The organism is Nocardioides sp. zg-1230 (assembly GCF_013155335.1).
In the GTDB taxonomy this organism is placed as follows: Bacteria; Actinomycetota; Actinomycetes; order Propionibacteriales; family Nocardioidaceae; genus Nocardioides.
The window spans coordinates 170,559-190,529 of record NZ_JABJQZ010000005.1 but is presented as its reverse complement, the minus strand read 5'-3'; the positions used below and the strand labels follow the sequence as shown (position 1 = coordinate 190,529).

The following is a 19,971-nucleotide window of genomic DNA, read 5'->3' as shown; positions in this document are numbered from 1 at the left end:
ACCCCCTCCCGTATTCCATGACGCACGCCACACGCGACCCGGTCCCGTTTTGGGGAATACCCTCGGGGGTGTATACAGTTGCGCCCGGTCGATACCCCACTGGGTATCCTTCCCGCCCTTCCCGCCGGCATCGCCCCCAACTGGTGGCTCGTCGCCGCCCTCACCGCCCGGCTGTCGGCCGCCTTCACCGGCCTGGTCCTGCTGGTCCCCGCGTACACCGCTGCGATCGCCGTCCCCGCCCTCATCTGCCCCCCTCCCCCGACACACGAAACGAGTGCTGCTCATGACGTCGACGGCCATCCGCCGCCACGCCCAGCCCGCCCCGAACAACACAGATCCGTACGGCATCGGCTACCGCCCCGGCCCCCTCGGCCGCCTCGGCCTGTGGGTCACCCGTCACCGCAAGGCCACCGCCCTGGTGTGGCTGCTCCTCGTCATCGGCCTCGGCGCGTTCGCGCCCAAGGTCGAGGCCAACCTCTCCGGCGCCGGCTGGCAGGCCGACGGATCCGAGTCCGTCGCCGTCCGCGAGCTCGCCACCGAGAGCTTCGGCGGCAACGCCAGCTCCGCCATCCAGGTCGTCGTCCACTCCACCGACGGAGCCGTCACCAAGGGGGCCGGTGCGGACGTCATCGACGAGGTCACCACGATCCTCGAGGACGAGCCCCGCATCGCCGACGTCATCGCCCCCCAGCCCGGCGCGACGTTGAGCCAGGACGGTGAGACCGCCGTCATCCTGGCCGGCTCCGGCGCCGACCCCAACGAGATGGTCCGCGTCGCCGACGATCTCAAGGGCGAGCTCGAGTCCCTCTCCGGTGACGGCATCGAGGTCAACCCGACCGGTGCGTCCCTGCTCTGGTCAGACTTCAACGAGGCCAACCTCGACGCCATGCTCAAGTCCGAGATGATGTCGTGGCCGGTCACCCTGGCCATCCTCGTGCTCGCGTTCGGCGCCCTCGTCGCAGCCGGCCTGCCGCTCATCCTCACCCTCGCCGGCCTGGTCGCCTCCGCAGGTTCGCTGGTGCTCATCAACGAGCTCATCCCCGTCTCCATCTGGGCGATGAACTTCGCGATGATGTTCGCCCTCGCGCTCGGCATCGACTACGCACTCTTCCTGGTCGTCCGGTTCCGCGCCGCGCGCATGGGCCACCACGAGACCCCACGCCAGGCCATCGCCGAGACCATGGACACCGCCGGCAAGGCCGTCCTGCTCTCCGGCGCCACCGTGCTCGTCTCATTGTCCGCGGTCATGCTCGTGCCCTCACCGGCGTTCCGCTCCATGGCCGGCGGCATCATGCTCGCCGTCCTCTTCGTGCTTCTGGCGACCCTCACCCTGCTCCCCCTCGTGCTGTTCAAGCTCGACCACCGCATCAACAAGGGCGCGCTCAAGTGGGTCCACACAGGCGAGCACCGGTCCCCCAAGTTCGCCGCCTGGGGCGAGCGGCTGTGGAAGCGACCCATCGCGTTCGGGCTCGCGTCCCTCGTCGTGCTCCTCGCCCTTGCCGCCCCCGTGCTCGGCCTGAAGACCGCGATGCCGTCCATCCAGGTGCTGCCCGACGACGCCAGCGCCCGCGTCGGCTACAACCAGGTCAAGGACGCCTTCGGCGACGGTGCCCCCGGCACCCTCCAGGTCATCACCGACGCCTCCGACGCCAAGGCCACCACCAAGGTCCTCAACGACGACCCCGGCATCGCCGGCGCCATGCCCGCCCAGCCCTCGGCTGACGACACCGACCTGGTGCTGATCCAGGCCGTCCCGACCGTCGACCCGTCCGACCCCGAGCTCTCCGAGACCGTCGACCGACTCCGCGCCGGCCTCCCGGACTCCGCGATCGTCGGCGGCGCCGCCGTGGAGAACCTCGACCTCAAGACCCAGCTCGACGACTCCACTCCGCTCGTCATCGGCGTCGTCCTCGGACTCGGGTTCCTGCTGCTCCTGATCGCGTTGCAGGCGCCGCTGATCTCGCTGCTGGGCACCCTCGCCAGCCTGCTGTCCACGGCCGCCGCGTTCGGGGTCGCCCGCCTGGTGTTCCAGGACGGCATCGGCGCCGACCTTCTCGGCTTCGAGTCCCAGGGCTTCCTCGACGCGTGGGCGCCGGTGTTCTTCTTCGCGATGATCTTCGCCATCGCCATGGACTACACCGTCTTCCTCCTCGCCTCGGCGAAGGAGCACTACGAGAAGTCCGGTGACCCCCGTGAAGCCATGGTCGGCTCGCTGGCCCACTCCGGACGCGTCATCTTCGCTGCCGGCGCGGTCATGGTCGCGGTGTTCTTCACCTTCGCGCTGTCCGGACCGCTGCCCCCGAAGGAGATGGGCATCGTCCTCGGCGTCGCCGTGCTCCTCGACGCGTTCCTCGTCCGCCTCGTCCTGCTGCCCGTGATGCTGCGCCTCACCGGCAAGGCCGCTTGGTGGACGCCGCGCTGGCTCACCCGAGTCCTTCCCAACATCACCTTCTCCCACGGCTGAGCACCCAGCTCGACGCCGACCACCTCCCCGAACCAGACACACACCGAACCAGACACACACCGAACGGAGTCCAATCATGTGCCGACCGACCACCTGTAAGACCTGCGGCAAGACCACCTGGGCCGGCTGCGGCCAGCACGTCGCCGACGTCAAGGCGATGGTGCCCAGCAACCAGTGGTGCAACGGGCAACACACCGCCACCGAGAAGGCAGCAGCCAAGGCCGACAAGGCCGGCAGCAGCAACGGCGGTCTCCTGTCGCGGCTCTTCGGCCGCTGACCCCCTGACCGGGTGGGGGACGCACACCCCCGGCGTTCCCCACCCGCCCCCTCACCCACGAACGGACAGACCCCCCGTGAACCTCGACCGCGCCGTGTTCGCCCTCGCCGGCACCATCACCCTGGTCGGCGCCCTGCTCGCCGCCCTCGTCTCGCCGTGGTGGCTCCTGCTCACCGGCTTCGTCGGACTCAACCTCCTCCAGTCCGCCATCACCGGCGTGTGCCCCGCCGCCACCATCCTCCGCCGCTTCGGCGTCACCTCCGGCTGCGCGTTCCGCTGAGCCGCCAGTCGCGAGGTGCCGACTGCTGTCGACCGGGCCGAGAACGGTTCGAGATCGTCCGATGTCGGCATCGGCGATGGCCCCCTACCTTGGACAAGGGCTGGACGGCCGTGCGTGGCGTCGGTGAGAATTCCATGGTCCGAGGTGATCTCGCCGAGGAGGGACGCTGAAGGATTTCGTGGGCCGGCGCGCGGAGCGTGGGACGGTCGAGCAGCTGCTGACGCAGGCAGGGGCGGGGCGCAGCGCAACGCTCCTGGTACGCGGCGAGGCGGGCATCGGGAAGACGGCGCTGATGGAGCAGGCCCGCGAGGCCGCGACGTCAGCGGGGTTCCGGGTGGAGGCATCGGTCGGGGTCGAGGCCGAGGCACAGTTCGCGTTCGCCGGTCTGCACCAGCTGTGCGGACCGATGCTGGGACGGCTCGAGGCGCTGCCCGACCCCCAGCAGGCGGCTCTGGGTGTGGCGTTCGGACTACGGGCTGGAGCCGCACCGGACCGCTTCCTGGTCGGGTTGGCGACCCTGACCCTGATGGCCGAGGTCGCCGAGGAGGCGCCATTGCTGTGCCTCGTCGACGACGCGCAGTGGCTGGACGAGGGGTCCGCCCAGGTCCTCGCCTTCGTGGCGCGGCGGGTGGCGGCCGAGCGGGTGGCTCTGATCTTCGGCCTGCGCGACTCCGACGCAGGCGGCCGCGGCCCGTTCGCCGGTCTGCCAGAGGTGCGCCTGGCCGCCCTCGCCGACGCCGACGCGCTGTCGCTGCTGACCAGCGCTGTCCGCACGCCACTCGACAACGTGGTGCGCGACCGGATACTCGCCGAGGCCCGTGGCAACCCCCTGGCCCTGCTGGAGCTTCCCCGAGGAGTAGCGCTCGCGCGGTTGGCGGGCGGGTTCGACCTGCCGGACACGCTGAGCGTTCCGCGCCGCGTCGAGGACCGCTTCAAGAGCCGCTTGGACCACCTGCCGGCCGAGACCCAGCTCCTGCTGCTGATCGCCGGGGCCGACCCGACGGGTGAGACCGAGCTGCTGTGGCGCGCCGCCTCACACGTGGGCATCGCCGCCGAGGCGGCCGAACCCGCCGAGGTTGCCGGATTGCTGGAGATCGACACCTGCGTCCGGTTCCGCCACCCGCTGGTGCGCTCAGCGGTCTACCAGGCAGCGGCGATCCCGGACCGGCGTCGGGCGCATGGAGCGCTCGCCGTTGCGACCGACCCAGCTGTCGATCCCGACCGGAGAGCCTGGCACCGCGCGCAGGCCGCGGTGGGAACCGACGAGGACGCGGCCGCCGACCTGGAACGCTCGGCCGACAGGGCGCGCGCTCGCGGAGGCGTGGCCGCCGCGGCCGCGTTCCTGCAACGCGCGGCCGAGCTCACCCCGGACGCGGGCAACCGGGCAGCACGAGCCCTCGAAGCCGCCCACGCCACGCATGACGCCGGGTCGACCGAAGCAGCCCTGAGGTTGCTCACGATTGCGGCCTCCGGGCCACCTGATGACCTGCGGCTGGCCCGGGTCGAGCTGTTGCGCGCCCGGAGCACGTTTCGCCTGACGCGTGGCACCCACGCGGCGACGATGCTTCTCGAGGCTGCACGCTCGCTCGTCCCGCTCGACGAGGCGCTGGCCCGCGAGGCCTACGTCGAGGCGATCGAGGCGACTTTCCATGCCGGCCGCTTCGCGCCGGAGAGCTACCTGCGCGAGGTGGCCGCCGCCGCTCAGCGGGTGGCCCCTCCGGCGACGACCCCACGACCCGTCGACCTGCTCCTGGACGGGCTGTCCACCAGGTTCACGCGAGGGTACGAGGCCAGCGTCCCCAGCCTCCAGCGGGCACTTGAGTCTCTCGTCGCCCACGACTCCGAGAACGACAACGCGAACGGCCGCTGGTTCTGGCTGGCCTGCCACGTCGCGGCGATGCTGTGGGACGACGAAGCACTGCACACGCTGGCCACGCGCGCCGTGCGGGTCGGCCGCGAGGCCGGGACGCTCGCAACCCTCCCCTCCGCTCTCAACGCCTTGGCCCTGACCTTCGTGCTCACCGGCGAGCTCAGGCGTGCCAACGAGCTGTTCGCGGAGGAGGATGAGATCACACGGGCCACCGCTGCCCCGCCGCTCCCCAACTCACGACTCTCGCTGGCGGCCTGGCGCGGTACGCACCCGGGTACGCCCGAGCTCATCGCAGCCACCCTCGAGGGGGCGACCACGCGCAGAGAGGGCCTGGTCGTCAGCAGCGCCGACATAGCGCTCGCCTACCTGCACAACGGGCTGGGCAACTTCGACATGGCCTGCGTTGCAGCCAGCCGACTGGTCGAGCTCGACGAGCTGGCCCACAGCAGCGTCGCGCTTCCCGAGCTGGTCGAGGCGGCGGTCCGGGCCGGCCGACCCGAGCTCGCAGCAGCCGCACTCGCAACGCTCGAGTCCCGGGCGGGTGCCAGCGGCACTCAGTGGGGTCTCGGGATGGCTGCCCGTTCGCGTGCCCTGGTGACCGCGGACCCGGTCGCCGAGGATCACTATCGTGAAGCGATCGAGCGGCTCGGCGACTGTCGAATGACCCCGCACCTGGCCCGCGCGCACCTGGTGTACGGCGAGTGGTTGCGCCGCGAGGGCCGCCGCCTGGATGCGCGCGACGAGCTCCGCACCGCCCACGGGCTGCTGTCGGACATGGGGGCGGAGGGCTACGCCGAACGTGCCGCACGCGAGCTGCGTGCCACCGGCGAGCACCCCCGGAAGCGTGGCGCGCAACCGACCGACGCGCTCACCGCGCAGGAGGCGCACATCGCGCGCCTGGTGGCCACTGGCGCAACCTCCCGGGAAGTCGCCGCACAGCTGTTCCTCAGCCCGCGGACGATCGAGGCCCACCTGCGCAGCATCTTCCGCAAGCTCGGCATCACGTCACGACGACAGCTCAAGGCGATGCGACTGCCCTAGCCTCCAGACCCGCCACCTCACCCCCGGCGCGGCGAACTCGCCCGAGAAGGGTGAACCCTCCGGCGCCGGAGGGTCCTAGGTTCGCGGAGGACACGGACCGAGGAGGACGCTGTGGCCGACCGACCCAACATCCTGATCATCTGGGGCGACGACATCGGGATCACCAATCTCAGCTGCTACTCCCGGGGCCTGATGGGCTACCAGACGCCCCACATCGACCGGATCGCGGCCGAGGGCGCGATGTTCACCGACTACTACGGCGAGCAGAGCTGCACCGCCGGGCGGGCCGCCTTCATCACCGGGCAGAACCCCTACCGGACCGGCCTCACCAAGGTCGGCATGCCGGGTGCGGACATCGGCCTGCGGGCCGAGGACCCGACCATCGCCACCGCGCTGAAGAACCTGGGCTACGCCACCGGCCAGTTCGGCAAGAACCACTTCGGTGACCGCGACGAGTTCCTGCCGACCATGCACGGGTTCGACGAGTTCTTCGGCAACCTCTACCACCTCAACGCCGAGGAGGAACCCGAGCTGCCCGACTACCCGAGCGAGGCGGACTTCCCCGGGTTCCGTGAGCGGTTCGGACCGCGTGGCGTGATCCACTCGTGGGCCACCGCGGACGGCCAGCGGGTCGAGGACACGGGCCCGCTGACCAAGGAGCGGATGAAGACCATCGACGACGAGGTCGTCCCGGACGCGCTGCGCTTCATGAGCGACGCTGCCCGCGACGACACCCCGTTCTTCGTGTGGCTCAACACGACGCACATGCACTTCCGCACCCACGTCAAGGACGGCAGCAGGGGCAGGGCGGGCCGCTGGCAGTCGGACTACCACGACACGATGGTCGACCACGACGAGCTGGTCGGGCGGGTCCTCGCCCACCTCGACGACAACGGCCTGGCCGACAACACGATCGTCATGTACTCCACCGACAACGGCCCGCACATGAACTCGTGGCCGGACGCCGGCATGACCCCCTTCCGCAACGAGAAGAACTCCAACTGGGAGGGCGCCTACCGGGTCCCCGCTGTGGTGCGGTGGCCGGGTCGGATCCCTGCCGGGCAGGTGCTCAACGGGATCGTCAGCCACAACGACTGGTTCGTCACCCTCCTCGCAGCGGCGGGCGACACCGACGTCGCCGAGCGCCTCAGGAGCGGCACCGACCTCGCGGGGACGACGTACAAGGTCCACCTCGACGGCCACGACCAGCTCGACTACATCACCGGTGCCACGCAGGAGAGCCCCCGCAAGCACTTCTTCTACGTCTCCGACGACGGCGACCTCACGGCGATGCGCTACGACAACTGGAAGTTCGTCTTCATGGAGCAGCGGGCGACGGGCACGCTCCGCGTGTGGAGCGAGCCCTACACGGTGCTCCGCTTCCCCAAGCTCTTCAACCTGCGGACGGACCCCTACGAGCGGGCCGACATCACCTCCAACACCTACTACGACTGGATCTTCGACCACGTGTGGACGTTCATCCCGGCCCAGACGTACGTCGCCGAGATGATGGCGTCGCTCCTCGAGTTCCCGCCGCGGCAGGAGCCGGCCAGCTTCAACGTGGAGCACGTGCTGGCCAAGATGCGTGCTGCGGTCCCGAGCGCGTGAAGGGCCGGTCGTCGGTCGCGGACCGCCCGGTCCCGCTGGCGGGCGGCGTGTTCACCATGGGCTCGGACCACCACTACCCGGAGGAGGCGCCGGCACACCGAGAACGGGTGGGCGCGTTCGCCATCGACCCGACCCAGGTGACCAACGCACAGTTCCGCGACTTCGTCCGAGCCACCGGCTACCGGACCGTGGCCGAGCGCGAGCCCCGCGCCGAGGACTTCCCCGACGCCCCGCCGGAGAACCTGGTCCCGGGGTCGCTCGTGTTCACGCCGACCAGCGGACCGGTCGACCTGCGCCACATCAGCCTGTGGTGGACCTGGACGCCCGGCGCGTGCTGGTCGAGCCCGGAGGGTCCGGGGAGCTCGGTGAAGCGTCGCCCGGACCACCCGGTCGTGCACGTGGCCTTCGAAGACGCGCTGGCCTACGCGACCTGGGCGGGCGCCGACCTGCCCACCGAGGCCGAGTGGGAGTACGCCGCCCGCGGCGGCCTCGACGGCGCGACGTACACGTGGGGGGACGCGGCACGACCGGGCGGGCGGATCATGGCGAACACCTGGGACGGCCCGGACTTCCCGTGGCGCAGCACCAGGGAGAGCGGCTTCACGCGGACCGCGCCGGTCGGCCACTTCCCCGCCAACGGGTACGGGCTCTTCGACATGGCCGGCAACGTGTGGGAGTGGACCACCGACTGGTGGACCGACCGGCACCCCGAGCAGGAGTCCCGGCCGTGCTGTGCCCCCGACCACCGCCGCCAGTCGCGCGAGGACGAGACGGACGAGGCGCGGAGCTACGACCCGGCGCAGCCGCAGTTCCGGATCGGCAGGCGGGTCGTCAAGGGCGGCTCGCACCTCTGTGCCGACACCTACTGCCTGCGCTACCGGCCCGCGGCACGACGCCCCCAGATGGTGGACACCGGCACCAGCCACCTCGGGTTCAGGTGCGTACGCCGCGACGACGACGCCCAGGTGCCCTCGTGACGACCGCGGACCTGCTCCCCTCCTGGCGGCCCGGCACCGCGCGCGACGACCTGGTGGCGTTCCTGGACGCGGTGCTCGAGGTGCACCCCGAGGAGCGCGTGGCGTGCTTCGACAACGACGGCACCCTCTGGTGCGAGCGACCGAGCTACCCGCAGCTCGACTTCTTCGTCGACGCGCTGCGCGCCCGTGTCGTGGAGGAGCCGGAGGTCGCGCGCGTCCCGGAGCTCGCCGCCCTGCTGGCGCACGACGAGCAGGCCCTGGCGGAGGTGGGCCTCGAGCGGGTGGCCCTGGCCCTCACGAGCCTGTTCGCGGGCACCTCCCCGGAGGACTTCGCGGTCCGGGTCCGGGAGTTCATGTCGCGGGCCGAGCACCCCACCCTCGGCCGGCCGCTTCGGACCGTGGTCTACCAGCCGATGCTCGAGCTGGTCGCCGCGCTGAGGGAGCGTGACGTCACGGTCGCCATCGTGACCGGCGGTGGCACCGAGTTCGTGCGCGCGATCAGCCTGCAGCTGTACGGCGTACCGCCCCAGCTCGTGGTCGGCACCCTGATCGACTACGACTACGACCGGGACGAGCGCGGGGCACCCCGGCTGCGGCGCAGCTCGCGCATCGCCGGTGGGGCCAACGAGGGGGCGACGAAGGTCAGCAACATCCAGAGCCAGCTGGGTCGCCGTCCGCTGCTCGCGGCCGGCAACTCCGGCGGCGACCGGGAGATGCTCGAGTGGGCTGCAGCCGGGCGCGGCCCCACGCTCGCCCTGCTCGTCGACCACGACGACGCCGACCGCGAGTTCAGCTACGTCTCGACCGCGCAGACCTTCGCCGAGCCCGAGCCGGTCACCGACGTCGCGGCCCGGCTCGGCTGGACGGTGGCGAGCATCGCGACCGACTGGGAGAGCGTCTTCGTCTGACACTGCCCGAAGGGCCCGCGAACCACTACGCTCCCACCATGTTGATCCTCGCCATCATCCTGTTCGGCATGATCGCCGGTGGCCTGGCGCAGATGGTGCTCGGCCGGTCGATGCGCGACGTGAACTGGACGATCGCGATCGTGACCGGCCTCGTCGGCTCATTCGTGGGCGGCCTACTGGCGAGCCTGCTCGCCGGAGACGGCCTCGAGCTGCGCCCCAGCGGCCTGATCGGGTCCTTCGTCGGGGCCCTGCTGCTCACCCTCGCGTGGGGTTGGTACGACAAGCGCCGCAGCGCCGCCTGAGCAACGCGCCCACACCGGGCGCGGCCCCAGGACCCGTCGTCACGGGGCCCCTGCGATCGCTTCCCGGACCTGGCGGTGCTGCTCCTCCACCCGGTCGGCGTACGCCGGGGCGAACTCACTCAGCGCCCGGTCGAACGCCTCTCCCTTGCCCAGGTAGGCCGCGATCGCGATCCGGTCGCCGGACCGGGCATGGGCCCGCGCCAGTGTCCAGGCACACAGCTGGGCGTAGATCCGCAGCTGTCGGTGGTCCAAGGTGGCCAGGTCTGCGGACAGCTTCCCGTCGCGGAGCTGGCGCACGTAGTACTCACGGTCCTGGCCCTGCGGCCCCGGGGTCTCCTGGTGCCCGAGGAAGATGTCGCTGCTGGCCTGCATGAGCCGCTGGCCGGCGACCACCCGACGTCCCGCGCTGCTGTGTCGGCTGGGAGCGCAGTAGGGCTCCAGCACGCTCGCGCTCGCTTCCTTCGCCTGCAGCAGCAACAGGTCCGCCTCGTCGCGACCACGCAGCAGCAGCACCCAGGCCCGCGTTCCCACGCTGCCCACGCCGACCACCTTGCGAGCGACGTCGACCAGGCGGAACTGGTCCAGCAGGTGGCGTCGCTCCTCGGGCAGCGAGTCGCGGTAGCGGGCCATGACCCCGGCGAGCGTCTCGCGCACGACCTCGGCATCGTCCGGGGAAACCAGCTCGCGCAGCGGCACCAGCAGCGGCGGTTCGCTGATGAAGCGGCGCTCACCGTCGATGACGCGCGTGAGCTTGGCGGCGGCCTGGCGGCTGTCGCGCCCACGGGCGCGTTGGACCGCCTTCTGGCTGCGACGCGTGGTGGCCGTCGACGCCTCGGACGCGAGGTCCTCGAGCGCCCGCTCGACGTCGAGGCTGGCGTACCAGACCGCCAGGTTGCCCTGCTTCGCGAAGGCGCGCATCGCCGCGCGGTAGCTCCGCATGGCCGCGAGGACCGCCCGGCCGGTCTGGCGGTCCGAGCACCCGGTGTCACGACCGGCGAGCACGATGCTGGCCGCGAGTCGCTGCACGTCCCACTCGAACGGCCCGGGAAGGGTCTCGTCGAAGTCGGCGAGGTCGAAGACCAGACGACGCTCGGGAGTCGCGAAGACACCGAAGTTCGAGAGGTGGGCGTCGCCGCACAGCTGCGCGGTGAGCCCGCTGATCGGCGAAGCACCCAGGTCGGCTGCCATCACCGCAGCCGACCCGCGGTAGAAGGTGAACGGCGTCGCGAGCATCCGCTCGTAGCGGAGCGGCAGCAGCTCGGGGAGTCGATCCACGTCCTGGCGGCGCAGCAGGGCGACGGCGTCGACGGGTGTCGTCGGGCACTGCGCCAGCGACTCACGCGGTCGCGCGCGGCGGGCAGCCCGCCCCACCTCGGTGCTTCCCGCCACGTCCACGGGCGGTGACGACCTCACACGGCTGGGTGTCTCAGCCATCAACAACCCCTTCCTGCCGATGCCGCCGGTCGACAGCCGCGATCCACTCCAGCCGAACCTCGGCACGTACGCCTCACCCGTCGCGTGTGGACGTCATCCTGCTGCAAGGGGCCACCGGACCCTCGCCGCTCCGCCCGGTAGGCCCGCCCCGTCCAGGGACTTTCGCCCCGTGACCACGGAGGTTCGAGGGCGCACGCTGGATCGATGGAGCCCGGAACGACGCAGACCGAGGTACGTCTCGTGCATCCGTCCGCCGACGAGCTGCTGCGCGCGCTCGGACACGCGGTGATCGCAACAGACCTGGAGGGGACGATCATTTCCTGGAACGCAGCCGCCGAGCAGCTCTACGGCTGGACCGCCGAGGAGGCCGTGGGGCGCGACATCACGGAGGTGACCGTGTCCGAGATCTCGCAGCAGGCGGCGGCGGAGATCATGGGCGCGCTGCGTGAGGGCCGCTCCTGGTCTGGCGGGTTTCCGGTCCGGCGCCGCGGAGGCGAGGTGGTGCACGCACTGGTCACCGACAGCGGCGTGCACCGCGACGGGGAGCTGATCGCCATCGTCGGCGCCTCGCTCAACCTCGGCGACGCCGTCCGGCACCTGATGGAGCGGTCCAGCGATGCAGCGGTCCTGGTCGACGAGCACCACGACGTCAGCTACGCCAGCCCGGCCGTCGCCAACCTCTTCGGCTGGCCGGTGGAGGCGGTCGTGGGCGCGCCACTCACGGACCACATCCATCCCGAGGACCACCAGGCCTTCGAGGAGCTGCTGGCCGCCGACCCGACCTGGACCGAACGGGTCGGCGAGCTCCGGGTCCGCACCGAAGGCTCCTGGTCCTGGGTGGAGGTCGCGGTGACCGACCTCTATGCCCAACCCGGGTCGAAGAGCGTGGTCTGCAACATCCGCCGCAGCGAGCGCCTGGCCCGCATCGAGGAGCGCGAGCGGCTCCTCGAGGCGGTCCACTCCGAGGTGCTCCAAGACCTCTTCGCGGCCGTGCTCGAGCTCGACCGCGCCCTGACGCGCGCGGCACCACCGATCGCCGCCCGGATCGACGTCGCCCGAGACGCGGTGGGGCGGGCCATGGGAACCCTCCGCGAGGTGGTCAAGCCGTAGCGAGGACCGAGCGCCAGGCGTCAGCGACGCCCGCGGCGAGGACGTCGACGTCTGGCGTGCTGCTCCCGTCCGCGGTGATCCCGAAGACCAGGCTGTCGCAGTAGCTGAGCACCGCGAACCCGAGCCGCACCCGGTCCGCGATCGGCACCACCGGGAGCAGCTGACGGACCGGGCGGCCGAGGCAGGTCAGCGGCGTCCGCGGTCCGGGCACGTTGGTCGTGACCGTCGAGATCTGCTGCTGGGGAAGGCGCAGCCCCCACCGCACCCCGCGGTCCAGGACCGGGAAGGGCAGCAGGCCGGCCAGCGCCTGCAGCACCACTCCCGCCTCCGGCTCGTGCGCCCTCCGCAGGGCGGCGACCCGCTCGTGCACCTCCAGCACACGCTCGACGGGGTCGTCCTGCTCGACCGGCAGCATCGACAGCATGAGCGTCACCTGGTTGCCCGGGACGTCCGCGGTGCCGGGTGCCCGTGACGACACCGGCAGCAGGGTACGCAGGGCGTGCGCGTCGGGCTGGCGTCCGCGCTCGAGCAACAGCTCGCGCAGGCCGCCGCTGATCGCCGAGAGCACGAGGTCGTTCACCGTCACGCCGAGTGTGCGTCGTACGCCGGCGGTCTCGGCGATGCCGACCTCCGTCCACGCGTAGCGTCGGGTCCCGTCGAGCGGGCCGAGCAAGCCCTCGCGGGTCACCGGCAGCATCGCCGCGCCGAGCTGGAGGGCGCCGCGGGCCGCGGCCACGAGGCTGCGCCCGGTGACGCCGGGTGCGGTCCCGGGCGGGGTCGGCGGCGGCTCGGCCACAGGGGCCTCGGAGTCGAACACGACGCGGTAGAGACCGGTGCCGGACACGCCGTCGGCAAGGGCGTGGTGCACCCGCGAGAGCAGCCCCCAGCGCCCGCCGGCGATCCCCTTGCACAGGGTGACGTCCCAGAGCGGTCGATCGCGATCCATCCGCTCCGCCATCGCCTCCGCCATCAGCGCCGCGACCTCCGCCCGCCCCCCGGGCGCCGGGACCCGGCGCACGGTGACGTGCCGGCGGAGGTCCAGGTCCGGGGCGGTCTGCCACGAGGGAGCGCGGAGCCCGAACCGGCTGGGCACGACCCGCTGCTCGTAGCGCGGCACCGTCGGCAGCCGCGACGCGACCACCGCGCGGAGCTCGTCGACGCGCGGGACCGGTCCGTCGAGCACGGCCAGGGAGCCGATGACCAGGCAGGAGGTCGGATCGACGTCCTCCGCGGCGAGGAAGGCGTAGGACAACGGGCTCAGGCGCTCCATCGGAACCTCCTCCTGCTGACCAGTCTGGTCGACGCCGCGGCGTCGAACCGCGGCCAACGGTCCCGATCGGGCATGACCTCCGACCCTGCTGCTCCTGAACCGGGGCCGGGAGCATGACGACATGACCGGTGCACGGCGCCCCGTGCGACCCGTCGACGACGTGTGGCTGGCGATGGACCAGCCGGACAACCTGATGGTGGTCGAGGGGTTGATGGTGGTCGACGGCGAGCTCGACCGCGACACGTACGTCAGGCTCCTGCGCGAGCGCATGCTCGACCGGTTCCCGCGGTTCCGCCAACGCGCGCGGCACGCCTGGTTGCCGTGGCCGGGGCAGTGGTGGGAGGACGACCCGGGCTTCGACCTCGAGCGCCACGTCCGGGAGGTCCGGCTGCCGGCGCCGGGTGACGACTCCGCACTGGAGGATCACGTCGCGTCCTGCCTCTCCCGCGCCCTCGACCGGCAGCACCCGCCGTGGGAGGTGCACCTCGTGCAGGGGTACGACGGAGGCACGGCGATCTACACCCGGCTCCACCACGCGCTGGCCGACGGCACCGCCTTGTTGCGGGTCGTCCTCTCGCTGGCCGACGAGGAGCTCACCCCGGAGGCGGGCGACCGTCCCGGCCCCCTGGACGTCGCGTCGCGGGCGGTCCGTGCCCTCCCCGGGACCACCCGTCTCGTCACGGCCCCGGTCGTCGCCCAGCACCTGCTCCTCGCGCGCCGTCCCTCCTCACCGCTCTCGGTGCCGCCGCACCACGGCAAGCGCGCCGTGTGGGCCCCGTCGATCGACGCGGCCGACCTGCGGGAGCTGCGTCGCGCGACCGGGACGACGGTCACCGACGTCGTCATGTCGGCACTGGCGGGCTCGCTGCGCCGGTGGCTGCTCGCCCACGGCACCGATCCCATGGTCGACGACCTGCCGACGATGGTGCCGGTGGACCTGCGGGGCTCGGCCGCGTTGCGGCCCGACGACCTGGGCAACCAGTTCGCCCTGGTGCTGCTGGACCTGCCCGTCGGGGTCGACAGCGCCCTCGGCCGACTGGACGAGACAGCGGCGCGGATGCGCGCCATCAAGAACTCACCGGAGGCGTGGCTGACCTACGGCCTGCTGGAGGTGATGGGCGTGCTGCACCCGCGCCTGCGGGTCCACGCCACGGACTTCTTCGCCCGGAAGGCCACAGGTGTCACCACCAGCGTGCGCGGCCCGGACCAGCCGCTGCACGTGGCGGGCCTGCCCGTCACGCGGATGTGGGCGTGGGCGCCGATGTCGGCGGACCAGAGCCTGTCGACCTCCATCGTGGGCTACGCGGGGAGGATCCACGTCGGGTTCAAGGTCGACACCTCCGCCGTCCCCGACCCGCACGCGCTGGTCGACGGACTGCAGGCCGAGCTCACGGAGCTCGTCGCGCTCCGGCGGTGAAGGTGCGAGACGCGGTCGGCCGTCACGACCCGGACCGGGCAGTGGGAGTGGAGCAGCACCATGCGCCCCGTCGAGCCCAGGTGCGTGGCGTTCGGTACGCCGTGGGTGCGCCGCAGGATCACGATCTCGTCAGCGTGCTCGGTGGCGCGCACCAAGGAGTGGGCCGCCTGCCCCTGCAGGCTGCGCACCTCGACATCGACGTCGGGGAACTCCTCCCGCCACGACCCGACCAGCGCCTCCAGGTCGTGGAGGGCACGCTCCTCCCTCATGCGGAGGGACCCAGCCGGGCGCCGCGCTCACGGGTGAGTGCGAAGGCCTCCGCGAGCAGGCGCTCGGAGTCCCTGTGGTGCTTGACCGCCGCCAGCACGACACCCGTCGTGTGCTCCGAGCCCCAGGTCCCGGGCACCGAGACGAGGGGCGAGGAGCACCGCGGCGGCGTAGCGCACCGCGTGCACGCTCGCCCTGGTCCCGTCCACGCCCACCACCACGCGAGCGCCGACCGCGGCCTCCCTCGCGCCAGGCACCGTCTCCTCGCGCTGGCCCATCGGGTCAGGTCCGTCCCATCGGGCGACCTGACCTGTCCGTCGCGGCTGCGCGACGTGTCGGGCGACCCGGGGCACCGGAGACCGCGATCGCGTGAGCGACGCGGACGGTGGTACGACGAGGCCACCGCCAGGCGCGGGCGGCGGCGGTCGGGGGCGGTGCAGGTGGACGGGTCACGGGCGCTCCTCCGAGATGAGGGGAAGGTCGACTCGACGCTAGTGAGCACGGGCGACCCAGCGGGAGGGCACAACGTCCCGGCTCGACCCGGGACCTGCGGCAGGGTCAGGGTGTGCCGGTCGCGACGACCTCGTCCGGGCCGGCGTACCTGATCACGAGCATCGCGAGGTCGTCGACCAGCTCGTCGCCGTGGAAGGCGCGGACGGCGTCGAGCACCGTGCCCGCCAGCCCGTCCGCGGGGAGGTCGCGGTGGGCGTGCAGCAGCTCGGCGACACGCTCGGAGCCGAACTGGTCCCGGTCGCGCCGCGCCTCGACCAGACCGTCGGTGAAGACGCTGAGCACCTCACCGGGGGCGAGCTCGACCTCTGCGTCGTGCAGCTCGGGGTCGTCGAACAGCGCGAGCGCGGTGCCGAGCGTGCCGACCTCCTCGACTCCCCCGTCCGCCCGCAGGACGAGCGGACAGTGGTGGCCGGCGAGGGACAGGGTGATGCGCAGCGGGGCGTCGGGGGCGTCGCAGGGGCGGGGCGGTCGCAGGTGCCCGTGCACGAGCGTGCAGTGGCGCTCGGACGCCGTCTGCGCCAGCAGCACGGCGTTGACCTCGCGCAGCGTCGCTGCGGGAGAGAGCCCGGGGACGGCGAGGGCTCGCAACGTGTAGCGCGTCGCAGCGCTGACCGCGGCCGCCTCGGCGCCCTTGCCGCTGACGTCGCCGAGCACGAAGGCCCACGTCGCGTCGTCGAGGGGGAAGACGTCGAGGAAGTCGCCGCCGATCTCGCCGCCGTCTCCTGCAGGGACGTAGCGGCTGGCGAGGTCGCAGCCCGGGACCATGGGCAGCGTCGTCGGCACCATGCTCGCCTGCAGGGTGGCGGCGACGCGCGAGCGGTCCTCCAGGACCTGCTGGAGACGCTGCTGGTCGCGCACCCGCTCGGTCACCTCGCGCAGCACGACGAGCTCACCCGCGGTGCGCCCGGAGATGTCGGTGAGCGGCTGCTGGCTGACGTCGAAGGTGCGCCGGTCCCCGGTGGTGGGGTCGGCCAGCACGAGACCGCCGGGACCGACCTCTGCGATCCCCGAGGTGTCGAGCAGGTCGCGCACCCGCCGGCCGACCAGCTCGCCGCGCGAGCGGTCCGAGAGGGCGACCGCGGCGGGGTTGACGTCGACGATCCGCTCGAACGCGTCGAGGACGAACACGGCGTCGGCCATGCTCTCGACCACCGCGCTGCGGGCGAGCGGGGCGAGGTCGACCAGGCGCTCCTCGAACAGGCCCCACACCAGCAGACCGCCGGTGATGATGAAGGCGAAGGGGGTCAGGTCGATCCGGGCAAACCAGCCGACCTCGAGGTTGTGCAGGATGTTGGCCGCCCACGGCAGCAGCGCCGAGGCCAGCAGCACCAGCGCCATCCGGCTGTAGGTGCGGGCCAGCCTCACCATGCTCGCGACGAACAGCACGGTCGCGCCGACGAGCAGCAGGTTGTTGTAGGCGAAGATCGCCCAGAACGCCGGCCCCGACTCGACGATCGGCAGCTCCTCGGTGTGGGCCGTGGACGGGTAGGAGCGCACCAGGTCGTGCGTGGCCGGGACCGCCAGGATGGTCAGCGCGACGAGCGGTGGGATGGCCAGCAGAGCCACCAGTCGGCGGGTGACCCGCTCGCCCCGGCCGGTGTACTGCAGCACGAAGACGAGCCAGGCGGGTGCGAGCGCGACGATGCCGACGTACTTGAGGTCGCCCCACCTGCTCTTGAGCGCCACCTCGTCGACCGAGAGCTCCACGGCGTAGGCCGTCCCCCACCAGGCGACGGCCACGAGCAGCACCGCCAGGCTCCACCCCATCGCCGTGCCCCGGCGCCAGGCGACGTACGCCGCCAGCGCAGCGAGCACGAGCCCGGCGCCTGCCATGAGCGTGGCGAGAAGGGTCAGCACCGGTCCCCTCCCGCGATCGTGCTCCTCCACGCGACGCCGCGTGGCCGACCCCTCACGCTAACCGGCGGGTCCGACCGTGTCCGCCATTCCGGCTCAGCGTGCCCCGCTTGGGTGAGGCTCAGGATCCTCCGCGTCGTCGTCCGCCTCTCCGGGCAGGCGGCGTGGCAGGTCCCGGGTGAAGGCCAGGGACAGCAGGGCCAGGGCGCCTGCCACCAGCAGCCCGGTCTTGAGTGCCTGCAGCTGGGCGGACTCGTAGTCGTCGACCAAGGCGTCGGAGGTCGTCTCGTCGAGCCCGGCCTGCTGGGCAGCGGCCCCGATCTGGTCCGAGGACACGAAGTCGATCCCGGACCCCACCGCGACGCCGACCTGGTCGGACACCGCGCTGCTGATCCGATCGTCCTCGGAGACGTTGTCGAGGAAGTTGGTGGTGAGGCCGGACAGGACGATCGCACCGAGGAGGGCGACGCCCAGCGAGGAGCCGAGCTGCTGGCCGGTGAACTGCAGCCCCCCGGCCTCTCCGCGTCCCGAGGCGTCCACCGACGACTGGACCACGTTGCCGAGCTGGGAGGCGATCAGACCCATCCCGACGCCGAGGACCGCCATCGAGAAGAGGAAGCTCGGGTTGTCGAGCTCCGGCTCCATCGTCGCCATCAGCAGGGCGGCCGCCAGCGCGGCGGTCGCCAGGCCGGCCCGCACGATCGTCCGGATGGACAAGCGGGCCGAGAGTCGCGAGCCGGCCGCGGAGGCGATGAACATCGTGATGGAGACCGGCAGCATCTGGATGCCGGTCTCCAGGGCGTCAAGGCCGACGACCAGCTGCAGGTAGAGCGGGATCGTGAAGAAGATTCCCATCAGGATGAGGTTCTGGCTGAACAGGCCGATCAGCCCGGCACGCAGCGGAGCGACCCTCAACAGGGCCAGGTGCACCAGCGGGTCACGTCCGCCGCGCTCCCGACGCTCGAGCCACTGCGTGAACCCCCAGAGCAGCAGCAGGCCGGCGCCGACGACGAAGACCGTGAGCGAGAAGCCGAACGGCGTCACCGGCGAGTCCTCCTTGGGCTTGATCCACCCCCACACGCTGGACTGCAGCACTCCGAGGACGACCAGCCCCAATCCCGTCGCGGACAGGACCGTGCCGACGGTGTCGAGCCTGGGTGCCGGACCGGTCCGTGCCGCGTCCGCGACCTTCGGGGTCATCACCAGGATCAACGCGACCAGGACCACCTCGCCGGCGAAGATGATCCGCCACGAGTACTCCGTCGTCGCCCACCCGCCCAGGATCGGTCCCACGGCGATTCCCGCTCCGGCGACCCCGCCGATGACGGCGTACGCCACCTTGCGCCACGGTCCCTCGAAGTTGCCGGCGATCAGGGCGACCATGGCGGGCAGCACGAGAGCGGCACCGAGCCCCTCGAGGATCGACCACCCCAGCGTCAGCACGAGGACCGTGGGCGCGAGGGCGGTCAGCGCCGAACCGCAGGCGTAGACGACCAGGCCGACGACGAACGCGCGGCGCCTGCCGATGATGTCGCCGATCTTGCCGCCGGTGAGCATGAACATCGCCATCACCAGGCAGTACAGGGTGATGACGGCCTGGATCGTGGTCACGGTCGTGTCGAAGTCGTCCACGAGGGTGCTGATCGACACGTTCATCGCCGACTGGTCGAGCACCATCACGAACTGGGCCAGCGCCAGGGCGACCAGCGGGAGCCAGCTCGTCCTGGTCGCGACATCGGTCTGCGTTGCCATGGCCCTCCGTCCTCACGACCGGTGTCGCGAGACTCCCCTCCGCTGGTCCGCTGCGCATCACCCGCCGCGGGTGTCAGCGCGCGTCGCGGGCGGCCTGTCGGCGCGCGCCCATGGAGCGCGAGGACGCGTCCTTCTTCACTCCCCCGGTGGTCCGCACCTTCCGAGCCTTGGTGCTCGGTCGGTCGGCGGGAACCCGCGCCACGGGCTCGGCAGCCGGACCCGGGGAGCGGTCCGCGCGCGCGTCCGCGAGCCGCTCCCGACGCAGCTCGTCCGACGAGCGCCGGGCCGCGACCGCGACCTGCCTGCTGACCCTGGCCAGCAGCGACTCGAAGAGCTCGGCCTTGTCGCGGGCGGCCCGGTTGCGCGCGGAGGCGTTCCCGCGACTGCCAGCCTGGCCGACGCTGGCGGCGGCGCCCCTGCGGTAGACCTTCAGGTGCTTGGACCGCGCGCGTCGCACGCGAGTGTGCAGGTCCAGGAGGTCGTCCTCGGAGAGGTCACGCAGCGCCGACGGTTCTGACTCCCGCACGAGCGCGAGCTCCGGTTCGGTCAGGGTCCTGAGCACGGCTTGGTTCATGGCGAACTCCTGGGTGGATGGCTGGCAGGCGGCGAACGTACGGCGCCTGCCAG

Annotated in this window: 17 protein-coding genes; 10 read left to right on the top strand and 7 right to left on the bottom strand. The window is 72.0% G+C overall.

All coding sequences use genetic code 11. The annotated features are described in order from the left end of the window. Positions 1–283 precede the first annotated feature (283 nt). The 8 genes from HOO61_RS16770 to HOO61_RS16735 all read left to right on the top strand — a co-directional run bounded on the left by HOO61_RS16770 (position 284) and on the right by HOO61_RS16735 (position 9,727). Entirely contained in the window at positions 284–2,464 is a 2,181-nt protein-coding gene (locus HOO61_RS16770) for an MMPL family transporter (RefSeq protein WP_172260509.1), read from the top strand. Between the two features lie 76 nt (positions 2,465–2,540). After that, positions 2,541–2,741: a hypothetical protein gene (locus tag HOO61_RS16765; protein WP_172260507.1), complete on the top strand. Its 201-nt coding sequence runs from the start codon at positions 2,541–2,543 to the stop codon at positions 2,739–2,741. A 76-nt stretch (positions 2,742–2,817) separates the two neighbouring features. Continuing rightward, positions 2,818–3,021: a DUF2892 domain-containing protein gene (locus tag HOO61_RS24595; RefSeq protein ID WP_172260505.1), complete on the top strand. Its 204-nt coding sequence runs from the start codon at positions 2,818–2,820 to the stop codon at positions 3,019–3,021. A gap of 178 nt (positions 3,022–3,199) precedes the next feature. Further along, the gene (locus HOO61_RS16755) at positions 3,200–5,932 is read left to right on the top strand and encodes a LuxR family transcriptional regulator (protein ID WP_172260503.1); all 2,733 of its coding nucleotides are present in this window, start codon (positions 3,200–3,202) and stop codon (positions 5,930–5,932) included. A 111-nt stretch (positions 5,933–6,043) separates the two neighbouring features. Next, on the top strand, positions 6,044–7,540 hold the full coding sequence (locus tag HOO61_RS16750) for an arylsulfatase (protein ID WP_172260501.1): 1,497 nt from the start codon (positions 6,044–6,046) through the stop codon (positions 7,538–7,540). Continuing rightward, entirely contained in the window at positions 7,537–8,517 is a 981-nt protein-coding gene (locus HOO61_RS16745; RefSeq protein ID WP_367650221.1) for a formylglycine-generating enzyme family protein, read from the top strand. Before HOO61_RS16750 ends, HOO61_RS16745 begins: the two co-directional genes overlap by 4 nt. Beyond that, positions 8,514–9,425, top strand: coding sequence for an HAD family hydrolase (locus tag HOO61_RS16740; protein WP_172260499.1), 912 nt, complete (start codon positions 8,514–8,516; stop codon positions 9,423–9,425). Before HOO61_RS16745 ends, HOO61_RS16740 begins: the two co-directional genes overlap by 4 nt. A 38-nt stretch (positions 9,426–9,463) precedes the next feature. After that, on the top strand, positions 9,464–9,727 hold the full coding sequence (locus tag HOO61_RS16735) for a GlsB/YeaQ/YmgE family stress response membrane protein (protein WP_172260497.1): 264 nt from the start codon (positions 9,464–9,466) through the stop codon (positions 9,725–9,727). A gap of 39 nt (positions 9,728–9,766) precedes the next feature. On the opposite strand, the gene HOO61_RS16730 is transcribed toward HOO61_RS16735, so the two are convergent. After that, positions 9,767–11,161, bottom strand: a complete 1,395-nt coding sequence (locus HOO61_RS16730; protein WP_172260495.1) for a DUF2252 domain-containing protein — start codon at positions 11,159–11,161, stop codon at positions 9,767–9,769. A gap of 204 nt (positions 11,162–11,365) precedes the next feature. Here HOO61_RS16730 and HOO61_RS16725 point away from each other — a divergent pair, with 204 nt between their 5' ends. Beyond that, positions 11,366–12,271 (top strand): PAS domain-containing protein, encoded by a 906-nt coding sequence (locus HOO61_RS16725; protein WP_172260493.1) that lies wholly within the window; start codon positions 11,366–11,368, stop codon positions 12,269–12,271. Here the strand turns inward: HOO61_RS16725 and HOO61_RS16720 are convergent. After that, positions 12,261–13,541, bottom strand: a complete 1,281-nt coding sequence (locus HOO61_RS16720; protein ID WP_172260491.1) for a wax ester/triacylglycerol synthase family O-acyltransferase — start codon at positions 13,539–13,541, stop codon at positions 12,261–12,263. The genes HOO61_RS16725 and HOO61_RS16720 overlap by 11 nt on opposite strands. Positions 13,542–13,662: 121 nt before the next feature. Here HOO61_RS16720 and HOO61_RS16715 point away from each other — a divergent pair, with 121 nt between their 5' ends. Next, on the top strand, positions 13,663–14,958 hold the full coding sequence (locus HOO61_RS16715; protein WP_172260489.1) for a wax ester/triacylglycerol synthase family O-acyltransferase: 1,296 nt from the start codon (positions 13,663–13,665) through the stop codon (positions 14,956–14,958). Here HOO61_RS16715 and HOO61_RS24970 read toward each other — a convergent pair. From HOO61_RS24970 to HOO61_RS16690, 5 genes are all read right to left on the bottom strand, one after another. After that, entirely contained in the window at positions 14,841–15,227 is a 387-nt protein-coding gene (locus tag HOO61_RS24970) for a universal stress protein (RefSeq protein ID WP_172260487.1), read from the bottom strand. The two genes, HOO61_RS16715 and HOO61_RS24970, sit on opposite strands and share 118 nt — an antisense overlap. Then, a complete protein-coding gene (locus HOO61_RS16705) occupies positions 15,224–15,364 on the bottom strand; it encodes a hypothetical protein (protein ID WP_172260485.1) in 141 nt (46 codons plus the stop codon). The genes HOO61_RS24970 and HOO61_RS16705 overlap by 4 nt, the downstream gene beginning before the upstream one ends. 419 nt (positions 15,365–15,783) lie before the next feature. After that, positions 15,784–17,595 carry a histidine kinase N-terminal 7TM domain-containing protein gene (locus HOO61_RS16700; RefSeq protein ID WP_172260483.1) on the bottom strand — a complete coding sequence of 604 codons (1,812 nt, stop codon included), beginning with the start codon at positions 17,593–17,595 and terminating at the stop codon, positions 15,784–15,786. Between the two features lie 93 nt (positions 17,596–17,688). Beyond that, on the bottom strand, positions 17,689–19,344 hold the full coding sequence (locus HOO61_RS16695; RefSeq protein ID WP_172260481.1) for an MFS transporter: 1,656 nt from the start codon (positions 19,342–19,344) through the stop codon (positions 17,689–17,691). A gap of 73 nt (positions 19,345–19,417) precedes the next feature. After that, the gene (locus HOO61_RS16690) at positions 19,418–19,918 is read right to left on the bottom strand and encodes a hypothetical protein (RefSeq protein ID WP_172260479.1); all 501 of its coding nucleotides are present in this window, start codon (positions 19,916–19,918) and stop codon (positions 19,418–19,420) included. Positions 19,919–19,971: the final 53 nt, after the last annotated feature.